We start from the raw sequence: 12,494 nt of genomic DNA on the forward strand, positions 1-12,494 counted from the left end.
CAATAACAACATATGAGGATATCCGGCAAAAGGTGAACCTAATCAGGAGTGCCATTGTTCCCAAGTTTCCTGCGAGATAGCTTCCATTTCCGTCTTGCGGTCGCGGCCCATCAGTGCTTCCACAGCCTTACGCGGACTTCTTTCCTTGAACAGAACATGATAGATCTGATCGGTAATCGGCATTTGCACACCGAGCTTCAGTGAAATGGCATAGGCTGCTTCCGTCGTGCGAATACCTTCCACTACCATGCCCATGGAATCCAGCACCTCAGCCAGAGGCTTGCCCTGACCCAGCAGTGACCCTGCACGCCAGTTGCGGCTGTGCTGACTGGTGGCTGTAACCACAAGGTCCCCGATTCCAGCCAGACCAGCAAACGTAAGCGGATTCGCTCCGAGCTCTACCCCGACCCGGGAGATCTCGGCCAAACCACGGGTCAATAGCGCAGCTTTAGCATTGTCGCCAAACCCCAGACCATCAGAAAGACCTGCGCCAAGTGCAATGATGTTCTTAAGCGCTCCGGCCAGTTCTACCCCTACCAGATCACGGTTCGTATATACCCGGAAATCATTATTGATGAACAGTTCTTGCGCAGCGGCTGCACGTTTGTCGTCATTGGAAGCCACGACAACCGTTGTCGGACAAAGGCGCACAACTTCTTCAGCATGACTTGGCCCGGAGAGCACCACTACCTGTCCTTCAGGACAGCCTAGCTCTTCGGATATCACGGTAGACATGCGCTTCATCGTCTCCGATTCGAAGCCTTTGGTCGCATGAACGCAGAGCATATCTTCCTTCCAGAAGGGCTTCAGACTGCGCGCAACCTGCCGCATGCCCGAAGAGGGTGCCACAATAACCACAGCGCTGGAGCCAGTTACGGCGCTCTCCAAATCCGTTGTCGCAATAATGTTAGCCGGCAGATTAATTCCCGGCAAATAATGATGATTGGTATGGGATGTATTAATTTCAGCAGCCTGATCAGGGTTGCGCGTCCACAGATAAACCTCCCGGTGGTTGGCTGCCAGCACACTTGCCAGCGCCGTCCCCCAGCTTCCCGCGACCAGCACAGAAACTTTATCAGACAACGCGGTTTCCTCCTTTAACCTTGGAGCCGATCTTGTTCTCACGGCCCCCGGCGATCTTCACAATGTTGGTCCGATGACGCCAATAAGCAAAGATAGCAATAACAATGCTTGTCCACAGAATCGGCGGCGTATAATCAGTCAACAACAGAAAGAGTGGTGTCAACGCTACAAAAATAAGCGAACCCAGAGATACATATCGGGTAATGACAATAGCTAAAATGGCGATGATCCCGGCGGACAGCGCAGGCCAGAACGCAAACGTAGCCATCACACCGATCGTAGTAGCAATGCCTTTGCCCCCGCGAAAATGAAAATACACCGGCCAATTATGCCCCACAATGGCAGCAATTCCGCAGAGTGCCGCTGCCCAGGTTCCCCAGCCGAAAAGCCAGGTGCCCAGCCATACTGCGGCAATCCCTTTCAGTACATCCAGAACCAGCACCAATATCGCAGGACCTTTACCAAGAACCCGTAAGGTATTGGTTGCACCTGCATTGCCGCTCCCATACTGACGGATATCAATGCCTTTCAGCAGCTTCGCAAGCAGTACACTAAAGCTGACGGAGCCAAGCAAATAGCTGACAACGATAACCAGAATTTCAAGCGCCACGCTTCTTCTCCCCTAACCTTCGTCTGATTTGCGCCGTGTAAAGAGTCTGATCGGCGTTCCTTCGAAATTAAACGCCGCCCGGATTTTATTCTCCAGATAACGTTCATAGGAGAAATGCATCAGCGACGGATCATTGACAAACACGACAATCGTTGGAGGCTTCACGGCAACCTGAGTTGCATAGTTGATGCGCAGACGACGTCCTTTGTCCGTTGGCGGCGGATTAATGGCAACAGCATCAGAAATAACATCATTAATCAGATGCGTCGTAATCCGAAGCGCATGCTGCTGTGCCGCGTGTTGAACTACAGGCAGCAGCTTTTGCAGACGCTGTTTGGTCAGTGCGGACAAGAAAACTACAGGAGCATAACTCATGAACAGGAAATGATCGCGAATCTTGTTCTCAAAGTTCTGCATCGTCTTGTCATCTTTCTCTACCGCATCCCATTTGTTCACTACAAATATAGATGCTTTACCCGCATCATGAGCATAACCGGCAATATGCTTGTCCTGATCAATAATGCCCTCTTCGCCATTAATAACAACGAGCACGACATCCGCGCGCTCAATCGCACGCATTGCACGCATCACGCTGTATTTCTCGGTATTTTCATATACCTTACCGCGCTTACGCATACCCGCAGTATCAATCAGCACGTAACGCTGTCCGTCCCGTTCAAATGGCGTATCGATCGCGTCCCGCGTTGTACCAGCAATATTGCTGACAATAACGCGCTCTTCTCCCAGGATCGCATTGACCAGCGAGGACTTACCAACATTCGGACGGCCGATCAAAGCAACACGGATCACATCGTCATCATATTCCTCTTCCGTTGGCTCTGGGAGGCGCTCCGTAACCGCATCCAGCAAGTCTCCCAGACCGGTACCATGGCTTCCCGAAATACCGATTGGATCGCCAAATCCGAGGCTGTAGAATTCATAAATATCTTCCGTACGCTTCATGTTATCCACTTTATTGATGGCTAGCACCACCGGCTTGCCGGAACGGAACAGAATTTGAGCAACTTCCTCATCGGAATTCGTTAATCCGCTTTTGGCCTCGCACATAAAGACGATGACATCAGCTTCCTCAATCGCCAGTTCCGCCTGAACGCGGATCGATTTCAGAATTGCATCTTCACCGTCAATTTCAATCCCACCAGTATCAATTACACTGAACGAAGTACCGTTCCAGTCCGAAATACCATAGATCCGGTCACGTGTAATCCCCGGTTTATCTTCTACAATGGCTAATCTGTCGCCGATCAACCTGTTAAAAATCGTCGATTTCCCGACGTTAGGCCTCCCAACGATCGCCACTACGGGTCTTGCCATATTCATTCCTCCTGTCTTCCTTACGTTACTCATCATAGCAAAAAACTATAAAATTGGCTAACCGTATCTTCGGGTAGTATCCACTTCTACCGTTCAGCCAAAAGCACCAGTAAAAACACAATCGGCGAACCCCCGTATTGAGGGTTCGCCGATTACTTTACCCGGTTAGATTCCCCATCCCTGAAAAGACGGGGTATCCGTTTCTTTCTGGGTTAAGGGATTAGTTGCCCTTGAATTTGTCCAACTTGTCGCCGAAACGCTCAGCAAGTGTGAAGCTGAGGCCTTCGTTGCTCAGAGAAACATTTGGATTGTTAAGCACTTCTTTAGGTGCTCTGTCTCTGCTTGGTCTTTCCGGTTTAGCGGAAGGAGCAGGAGCTTCCTCAGTTTCTTTGATGCTCAGGCTAACGCGTTTTTCGGACGGGTTGAAGTCAAGTACTTTCACTTGAACTTCTTGTCCTTCTTTCAGCACTTCATGCGGAGTGCCGATATGTTTGTGGGAAATTTGCGAGATGTGAACAAGACCTTCAACACCTGGAAGCAATTCCACGAATGCGCCGAAGTTCACCAGACGTTTAACTTCGCCTGTAACAACATCGCCGATATTGATTTTGCCTGCTGCAGAATCCCAAGGACCTGGAGCAGCTGCTTTGATGCTCAGGCTGATTTTTCCTTTTTCAGGATCAACCTTAAGTACTTTAACAGTTACTTTATCGCCTTCTGATACCACGTCAGATGGTTTATCAACATGGTTCCAAGCAATTTCGGATACGTGTACAAGACCGTCTACTCCGCCCACATCAACAAATGCGCCGAATTGAGTCAGACGTTGTACAGTACCTTCAAGTACTTGGCCTTCAGTAAGCTCAGCCATGATTTTTTGCTTGTTGGCTTCGAATTCTTCTTCAAGAACTTCTTTAGCCGACAGGATTACCTTGCTGTTCTCACGGTCAAGTTCTTTGACTTTCACACGCAGGGTACGTCCTTTGTAGTCGCTGAAATCTTCAACGAAGTGACGCTCAACCATGGAAGCTGGAATAAATCCGCGCGCGCCAACATCTGCTACCAGACCGCCCTTAACTACGTCGGCCACAGTAACTTCGAAAGCTTCTTGGGAAGCAAAATACTTCTCAAGATCTTCCCATGATTTTTCGCTGTCGATTGCACGTTTGGAGAGCACAAGGCTTTCCTTGTTGTCGTTGATGCTGACAACTTTGCACTCTACTTCCTGTCCAACTTCGACAGCTGCAGCAGCGTTGTCAAGTTGTACAGAAGAAAGTTCGCGAATTGGAATCACACCGTCGTATTTATATCCAATGCTTACATAAGCTTGGTTATCTTCGATTTTGACGATTGTTCCTTTCACGGTATCGCCTTTTTTCAAAGAAATGATTTCCAAATCTTCCTGGTTAGTCACTTCTTCGTTGTTTCCAGCAGCTTCCACAGCTTCTGTTGTTTCTACGGTTTCGTTGTTCTCAACATTCTCCGCAGCTTCCTGATTTCTAATTTCCTCAGACATGTGATTACCCTCCTCGATTCAAAACCCCATTTATTTAAACCCGCGTAGAGCAGAGTTCAAAACAATCATTACCTTAAAATCTTACCACTAGGATACCGGATTTGAAACCTAGCTTGCGCTTGGCTTTCCAGTCTCCATCATCTCATGAATCCGAGACATAATGACATCAGTAACGGCATCCAGAGAATCGCTTCCTGCTCCCTCGAAGGAACTGAGGTCAATGGGAGCTCCATAAACTACAGTCATCCGGCGAAAAGGCTTGTACTCGCCGATAATCGCTGCCGGAATAACAGCCGCTCCGCTGCGAAGCGCAAAGCTTGCTGCACCTTTCTTCGCAGCTCCAGCATCGGAGTTGCGGGTACCTTCGGGGAAAATGCCCATTACATTACCACTACGAAGTGTAGTAAGGGCTGTCTTAATGGATTCTTTGCTTACACCGCCACGCTTGACAGGAAAAGCGCCCAACTGTCTGATGAGCCAGCCCAGAACAGGAACCTCGAAAAGCTCCGCCTTTGCCATATACTTCACCTTGCGCTTCAATTTAATGCCAATCGTCATGGGATCAAGCAGGCTGATGTGGTTCGCGCAGAGTAGTACCCCGCCTTCCTTTGGCACATTGTCTCTCCCTATGATTCTTAATGGAAAGACAATAGCGTAGATCACACGGAGTATTCCAACGCAAATGTTATAAATCATAAATGATTTCTCTCCCCGTCAACATAAGATCTGCAGTGTGACACGATGGCCTCTACAACCTGAGTGATATCCATTAACGTCGTATCCAGAAGAATCGCATCTTCCGCACGACGCAGCGGCGATATTTCCCGTCCTTCATCCAGACGGTCACGCTGGGCAATATCATGTTCAAGCTGCTGCAGAGTAACCTCTTCCGTATCCCTGAGCTCCTTGTAACGGCGAAGCGCGCGCTCCTCCACACTGGCCGTCATGAAAATCTTCACTTCGGCATCCGGCAGCACGGTCGTACCGATATCGCGGCCGTCCATCACAACCCCCTTGCGCAATGCCATCTGGCGCTGCAGGTGACTGAGCCTGGATCTTACACCCTCGATCTTGGAATACTGCGACACTAGGCCGCTGACCTGAAGACTGCGGATATATGGGGTCACGTCTTCCCCATTGATCGACACCTTCTGCCTGTCCTTCTCCGGAATCAGTTCCATCTCCATGCCGTTAACGGCTCGGTTGACTTCGCTCTCATCTTCCGGCACAATGCCTTCACGGATCATATACCAGGTTATCGCCCGGTACATTGCCCCTGTGTCAACATAAATGTAAGAAAGATTCTGGGCAACCAATCGGGCAACAGTACTCTTGCCTGCCCCGGCAGGTCCGTCGATAGCGACGTTAATTCTGTCGTTAATATGTGTACCCTGCCTATCCAACGGGGCATTCCTCCTCAAACACGCTTTCATAAGAAAAGCATCTGGCGATGACATTTCAAATCAGCATTGACTTCATACCGGCAGGGTGCTCCCGCCGATATTATCAAGAAAAAAGCAGGCATTGCCTGCGACTTATGAAATTATACCACAGTTTGTACGTCAGTGCAAAACCGCACAGGTCGTATCACACCAGAAAAAAGCCCTATCTGTTGCGGAAATCGAACTGACGCTCAAAGCAGTAGCGGATTATTTTCTGGCGTTCGGTATCGGAAATCGCAGCAAACTTCAGCATCGCCAGACTACGCCCGTTCTCCAGCGTTTTGATCCGCACCACTTCGCCCTCAAAATTCACATGTTCTGATGTACCGTTACGGTAAGGAACTAATAACCAACAAGAAAGTTTGTCCTCTACATCGAGCTTTACCTTGGCATCGGTCAGAAAGGAAGTTCCTCCTCCGCCGACATCCTCCGTCCGTACGAGAAAACGGTTGCCATTGCTGCTCTTTACAGCTAGCTCCAATTCTGCGCTTACCCGTAAAAAGCTCCGCCGCTGGATCTTGAAAATGGATTCTGGTGCAGGCTTGCGCACCCGAACCATCCGGATTACATCCTCCTTGAAACCTACAACGTGGGTGTAAAAGTAATTTTTAATGCCGCCCTCAGTCATAAAGTAGACCGAAAGCTCGTCCCCAACCGTCAATTTCTTCAGCCTCCCGCTGCCCTCTTGCATCGGGATTTCAATCAAAAAAGCTTCATCTTCCGTCTCTGCGATTCTCGATCTATATTCAACTTCTGCTTCGACAGCATCACTGGAAGCGACTTGAATGTATAGATTGTCGTTGATTTTGGGATACAAAGGTGTCACCGCCACATGAATTAGTAAGATATTCTAATTCTGATTATAGCATGGCCTTTTGCAGCCCGGGTGAGAAATATATTCGTGATGGCAAGAAAAAAGGGCGGCAGCCCTTTAAGGGTGCGCCCTGCTTGATTGGCTCTCTTTTCCGGAAGGTCATCCGTTATTTTTTCTGAGCCCCAGAGGAGGTTCTGATCTGTTCAACCGATTCTTCGGTACCATCCTCTGCATTCAAATAGATACGGTATTTTGAGCCATTAATCGCCCCGCCGAACTCATAAGTCAGCACTTCTGTGGAATCATCGTTCTTAATCCAGGCTAAGCGGTTATAGCTTTCCTTAAAATCTTTATTCAGCAATTTCCTTGCTTCTGCCAAAGAAAGCTTCGGCTTCGGAATCTCCCGTTTTTCTTTATGTTGATTCACATAGTCACTGGCTTCAAACCCGGTCGCTTCCCCTGTGTCGAGTCCGACACGAACGGTTATTTTCTCCGGATAAATCAGGACGTCACCCTGCTTCGTAACATATGTCAGGTTCCCCATGTTATCGTACTGATCGGCACTTACTGCTGTCATATGAGGAAAGCCCTTCTTATTCAGAAACTGTTCTGCTTTGATCACCGCTTCTTTCATGGAGACCTTAGCAGGCCCTACCTCGCGGTTATTGTGGTAAGAGATCAGCAGACCGCCATTTTTGGTGAAATCCATACTGATGAGCTGTTTTTGATTTGAGCCGGTAACCGTGGCAGTATAAGACTCCCACTCCGTACCCTTCCCATTCTCTCGAACATCCACTTTGGCATTAGACCCGGCATCGGCGAATTTGATCGCCTTACTTCGAATCTGTTCAGGGGTTACGGGAGCACCACCCAGTTTCTTGACAGAGCGTTTCTCATAAATACTTGCGACGGAAGGGCCCCAATCCAGCTCCGGGTATTCGCCAACCCGCTTGTCCACGGTCTTGAACCCGTCGATAATCGTGTTGTCCTCCGATTTGTTCTCTGTCGCCAGGGCTGTCTCCACATCCATCCAGCGCAAGCGGTTGCTGATAACCTTATTCTGTACGTCCTGCAAGTTCTTCGAGATTTCACCCGAGTTGGTGTAGAGTGTCTTCAAGTTTTGAAGTTCACCATCAGTAAGAGGTTTTTTGGTAAAATCCCGCACGGCGGCTTTATAAGAGAAGTTAGAGATTTTGGAGAGGAACTCCTCCGTTTTGCTGAAAGGCAGTAAGGTCAGCGGCAGTTGGTTGATTTCATTCTGCGCCTCGCTGGTCAGACGCCATACGTTGACAAGACCTTTGCGGTGCGTCCCGCTGGATGCAGAGTTGACCGCAAGCGTATTTCCCAGCTCACCGTGCAAACGTTCCACATGATAAGAAAGGTCGTGAAAGGCCCGCTGATACTGGTTCTCTGCCTTAAGCAAAATTGAGTTCTTCTCCTGATTCTCCTGGTATCCCCACACAAGCGCTCCAAGCAACAGCAGCGCGGTCAAGGGAAACATTACAGCACTTAATCTTTTGTACATATGGCTGCAAGACTCCTTTCGATAGCTAATTGCCGTTAGTTTGACAATAACCGAGAAGTCTTATGCATAAAAAGAACCAGCTTTACCGTTCACACAAAAAAATCCCCGCATAATGTGGGGACCCGGCGCAGCAAAGGATAGTTCCATCATAACAGTCTCCTGCCGTTTAAATTCTCTCTTCAATATGAAAGCCACTGCTGTTGCTGCACAGGCATTGCCTGAAGCCGGTTTGAATGACACCCTGCTCCTTGACCCCTCTTAAAATATAGGTCTCGCCGCAGTTTTTGCAAATGATTCGAACCTTTACACGCAAAAAAAGACACCTCGCTACTCTGTGGAATTCCTTGCTGAGGAATTGCTTTTAGAGTAAGTGTGCCCAAATTTGCTACATGTTAATCTCTTCTTCTCGCTTCAGAACCCGGAATGGGGATCGATTGTTAGCCCGGGCAACCTTGCCCATTCCCCCATACCACAGGAAGGCCATTAAGGGAACGATAAACCAAATCCAATAGTTTGCTGTTGTGTTCAAAATAAAATCGTAAATCCCATGCCAGATCCATGGGAGAACCAGTGAAATGGCCAGAATCCACCGCGTTCTGGCCCCTTTTGAGAACTTGGCCCTGCCCATGTGATATCCCATAATTACACCGAACATGGCGTGTCCGGAGACAGGAAGCAGGGCACGCAGAAACATGGAGCCAATGGAGGCATGGCTGTACCAGGCGTACATTACATTTTCTATTGTTGCAAAGCCGAGCGAGATCGCTACGGCATATAGTATTCCATCATATGGCTCGTCAAATTCGGTATGGTTGTAAATCATATGGTACAGCACAAACCACTTCAGACATTCTTCCACGCCGGCCGATATGAGGAAAGATTCCACATACGGACCGTCGCCCCAGCCCAGCATAAGTCCTCTTTGAATAATCATTACCGGAAAAACGATCAGAAAACCAAGAAGAAACACTTTGATAACCATGTGCAATGGTTCCTGATCATACTTGTCTTTCAGATAGAAAAAAGTTAGCAGAGCTAGTCCTGGCGCCACTGCCGACGAAATAATCGATAAGATAAGCACCGAACAACCTCCCTGCATGTTAAGAACCGGGCACATGCCCAGCTCTGTTAATCCAATTTCCAACTAAAAAGCTACCTGTTCCATAAAGCAAAACAGGGCTGACAAGCAAGCTTCAGCCCTGTCTCTCTCTGATTATTCCTGCCGTTTAAAGTGCGTGCAGAGCACTTCCACTGCATTCTCAGCCATAACAGTCTTACCGTATTCAGCCAGTACAGCGTCTGTAATCGATGACGAATCACCAAATTCAGACAGCACGGCCACTAGACCAGATAAAACAGATTCTTCGTATTCCTTCGGATCGAAGTAGAGATACCATTTATCATTATAAGAATACAGTTTTCCCCCGGAAGTAATGTTGCCGATGAGTACATGGGCCGCTTCAATCAGAACCTCAAAATCGCGGAATGCATATACAATGGAGTCGCTTTGTTCAAGAGTAACTTCCATTTCGTAAATCTCTTCGGGCAATTCATCCTCCCCGGACGCACCGTACTGATGGTGATCATATTTTCCCCGGGTCACAATAACGACCATGCCTTGTGCGGGCAAAGCGAACACTTCCACGGCCAGCGGACCTGTAGCGTCAAAGCCAAGTTCGCTGTACGCCTGATCCATCATTTCCGTAAACAGGTCGTGCACCTTGGGAACTTCCTGCCACATATCTTCCTTCTGGATGCCCCGCTCGCTCAGGTCGTCAAAAGTGAGGAAAATCCGTATCTTATCTTGACCTAATCTCTCTATTCTCATGACAGGATCCTCCTTTGCAAGCTCAATTTATTATAATGTATGATGAGTCCCGAGTAATGAGCCAAAAATGGTTACTATGTATGTATGTTATCATTTTGGCGCCATAAATGCACGTAAATAAATATAAAATCCGCACCCCATTTCCAAGCTGTATTCCATGACGAATAAAAAAGAATCATTTTGCGGATATGTGCATCCTCAAAATGATTCTGCAAGAGCCTTTTGCGGTTACAAACCCGGTATGGCAGAGTGCGTATCTTTCAGAATCTTCTCGACTTCATGCTTCACATCAGGGTTGCTGCTGATAAATTCCTTCAGCATTTTCAGATTGGATTCCTTCGACTGGACCGGGGATTCGGACTTTTTATGCTCACCCTTGCCCGATTTGCTATCCGGCTCATGGCCTTGGTCTTGTTCTCCAGATGCCGAGGTATTTCCAAATCCAGTCATAGCCATGCCGAATAATTTTTCTTTGGCCCGATCACCGGCGCCGTGCCCGTTCGCCCCTGATTGTCCTAGCGAAGACATGAGCACGCTGCGTTTTTTCGAGATGATCATACTGGCCGCGGCACCCAGCAAAACTCCGCATAAAAATGACGAAGTATTCATATCCTCAACCTCCTTGTATGGTAAAATCATGTCTAGTGTTCGCGGAAAGAATCCGGCTCATACAGTCTAATAACAGGAAAGCGAGTTGAAAAAAGTGGGTAAAGCAACAATAGCGCTGCTGCTCTCCGCCTTTCTGCTGGCATCATGCAGCAATAATGAGGGCTCTTCTGAAGCAGTGAACAACACAGGGAATTCACCTACAGCAGCTCCGTCGCAGGAAGCATCCACAGTACCGGCGGGAACAAATAATTCTGCAACTAACACCGGGAACTCTGAAGGGAATCTGGCAAGTCCTTCCCCACAGATAAATCATGACGCGGAGAGCAGTACTGGCGGCAATGAACAGGCGGCTGAAGTTCCGCTTCTGTACCATATGAACAAAAATTATGATATCGTCCCGAATGAGGAAGGCACGCCCAAGAAAGTAGTCCTCCTCACCTTCGATGACGGACCCAAGGAAGCTAAAATGATCAATTCGATTATAGATACCTTGGACAAGCACCATGCCAAGGCCATTTTCTTCATGAACGGATACCGGATTAAGGAGCACCCCGAGCTATTGAAGCTTATTCACGAACGTGGCGGTATTCTCGGCAATCACAGCTGGGATCATATCGAATTAAAGAATAAGCCTTATGACACCGTGAAGAAGCAGATTGAAGATGTTCAAACAGCTGTTAAAGACATTACAGGTGAGACACCGCATTTCTTCCGACCTCCCTATGGGGCGGGTGGCGATGTTGGCAAGAAGGTTGCTGCGGAGAATGGCATGCTCTACATGACCTGGTCCGTAGGCTCTCTGGACTGGGAAATGAAGGAGAAAGACAGCAACAAGACCGAGAAACTGATAGGAAACGTAACGGACCAGCTTCACTCCGGAAGCAACATTCTGATGCATGAGCTGCCATGGACAACTGAAGCGCTGGATAAGCTCCTAACGACTCTAGAGGAGAAAGGCTATAGCTTCGTGGATCCCCGCAGCATTGAACTGAAGATGCGCTGAGAATGGAAGACGATTTGACCGCTTACTGATATCGTGAAAATTAAGGGGTTGTTTCAAAAGTAAATAAGCCCCTTCAAGTAGGCAGGACAGAGGTAGAAAGTTCAAAAATAGACAGTTCAAAATCAACGCCCCATTGAGCAGCGTTGATTCTAAACGAAGAAGCTCCCCTCTTGGTAGACAGAGATAATCATAAACTCTGCTGCGAATAGGGGAGCTTTTTCATGTTAATTCAAATAGTAGATCACGGTAGAGCAGGCCCCAGCTCGAACGCAGGACCTGAAGGTCAGGAACTATAAGTAAATCGGGACCTTGAACCGCCGTCGTGCGCATGTTGTGCAGAATGGTGGACTGGTCAGAGATCGGTGTAAGTCCTTACACCCTACCTTAGGAGCTAGGCGCTGAGTTGGGCACTGGGATTTGGTTTTGGGGTTTAGGGTTTACTCTGAGTTTTGCTCTGAGTTGGGCTTTGGGCTCTAGGCATTGCTCTGATAGTTGCTTTGAGATTGGCTCTGAGCTTGTTCTAAGCTTGGGCTTCGCTTAACAGGAAAAAGCACCGTTATTTCTCCCCTTTTCTAAGGTTCTATTCGAATTAACGGGAAATTATCCAGTTAATCCCCCTCTGTTATAAGAAAATAGAGGGAAACCCTAAAGATTAACGGGAGTTTTTCCCGTTATTTTTGGAATCACTCCCTTTTTCGAATCAATAACGGGAGTATTTCCAGTTGTTCA

General features: G+C 48.1%; 12 protein-coding genes. 1 reads left to right on the forward strand and 11 read right to left on the reverse strand.

What is annotated here, in order from left to right:
• Nucleotides 1-42: 42 nt before the first annotated feature.
• The 11 genes from ACFVU8_RS10135 to ACFVU8_RS10185 form a co-directional block, all read right to left on the reverse strand.
• Nucleotides 43-1,083: an NAD(P)H-dependent glycerol-3-phosphate dehydrogenase gene (locus tag ACFVU8_RS10135; RefSeq protein WP_175373707.1), complete on the reverse strand. Its 1,041-nt coding sequence runs from the start codon at nt 1,081-1,083 to the stop codon at nt 43-45.
• On the reverse strand, nt 1,076-1,693 hold the full coding sequence (plsY, locus tag ACFVU8_RS10140) for a glycerol-3-phosphate 1-O-acyltransferase PlsY (RefSeq protein ID WP_175373708.1): 618 nt from the start codon (nt 1,691-1,693) through the stop codon (nt 1,076-1,078). The genes ACFVU8_RS10135 and plsY overlap by 8 nt, the downstream gene beginning before the upstream one ends.
• A gap of 12 nt (nt 1,694-1,705) precedes the next feature.
• Nucleotides 1,706-3,028 (reverse strand): ribosome biogenesis GTPase Der, encoded by a 1,323-nt coding sequence (gene der, locus ACFVU8_RS10145; RefSeq protein ID WP_066363333.1) that lies wholly within the window; start codon nt 3,026-3,028, stop codon nt 1,706-1,708.
• Nucleotides 3,029-3,248: 220 nt separating this feature from the next.
• On the reverse strand, nt 3,249-4,544 hold the full coding sequence (rpsA, locus tag ACFVU8_RS10150) for a 30S ribosomal protein S1 (RefSeq protein WP_175373709.1): 1,296 nt from the start codon (nt 4,542-4,544) through the stop codon (nt 3,249-3,251).
• Nucleotides 4,545-4,652: 108 nt separating this feature from the next.
• Complete coding sequence (locus ACFVU8_RS10155) at nt 4,653-5,240, reverse strand: lysophospholipid acyltransferase family protein (RefSeq protein WP_379465566.1); 588 nt, start codon at nt 5,238-5,240, stop codon at nt 4,653-4,655.
• A complete protein-coding gene (gene cmk, locus ACFVU8_RS10160) occupies nt 5,237-5,947 on the reverse strand; it encodes a (d)CMP kinase (RefSeq protein ID WP_246317366.1) in 711 nt (236 codons plus the stop codon). Before cmk ends, ACFVU8_RS10155 begins: the two co-directional genes overlap by 4 nt.
• Before the next feature lie 202 nt (nt 5,948-6,149).
• Nucleotides 6,150-6,803, reverse strand: a complete 654-nt coding sequence (locus tag ACFVU8_RS10165; RefSeq protein ID WP_175373712.1) for a flagellar brake protein — start codon at nt 6,801-6,803, stop codon at nt 6,150-6,152.
• 163 nt (nt 6,804-6,966) lie between these two features.
• Nucleotides 6,967-8,325 (reverse strand): germination protein YpeB, encoded by a 1,359-nt coding sequence (ypeB, locus tag ACFVU8_RS10170; protein ID WP_387427267.1) that lies wholly within the window; start codon nt 8,323-8,325, stop codon nt 6,967-6,969.
• 385 nt (nt 8,326-8,710) lie between these two features.
• The gene (prsW, locus tag ACFVU8_RS10175) at nt 8,711-9,406 is read right to left on the reverse strand and encodes a glutamic-type intramembrane protease PrsW (RefSeq protein ID WP_175373714.1); all 696 of its coding nucleotides are present in this window, start codon (nt 9,404-9,406) and stop codon (nt 8,711-8,713) included.
• A gap of 132 nt (nt 9,407-9,538) precedes the next feature.
• A complete protein-coding gene (locus tag ACFVU8_RS10180) occupies nt 9,539-10,153 on the reverse strand; it encodes a genetic competence negative regulator (RefSeq protein WP_175373715.1) in 615 nt (204 codons plus the stop codon).
• 228 nt (nt 10,154-10,381) lie between these two features.
• Nucleotides 10,382-10,762 (reverse strand): hypothetical protein, encoded by a 381-nt coding sequence (locus ACFVU8_RS10185; RefSeq protein ID WP_387427269.1) that lies wholly within the window; start codon nt 10,760-10,762, stop codon nt 10,382-10,384.
• A 94-nt stretch (nt 10,763-10,856) separates the two neighbouring features.
• Between ACFVU8_RS10185 and ACFVU8_RS10190 the strand changes: the two genes are divergently transcribed.
• Nucleotides 10,857-11,765 (forward strand): polysaccharide deacetylase family protein, encoded by a 909-nt coding sequence (locus ACFVU8_RS10190; RefSeq protein WP_387427996.1) that lies wholly within the window; start codon nt 10,857-10,859, stop codon nt 11,763-11,765.
• The last annotated feature ends 729 nt before the right edge of the window (nt 11,766-12,494 follow it).

Origin of the sequence: Paenibacillus sp. NPDC058177, from assembly GCF_042883835.1 — a bacterium.
Lineage (GTDB): Bacteria > Bacillota > Bacilli > Paenibacillales > Paenibacillaceae > Paenibacillus_AQ > Paenibacillus_AQ agri.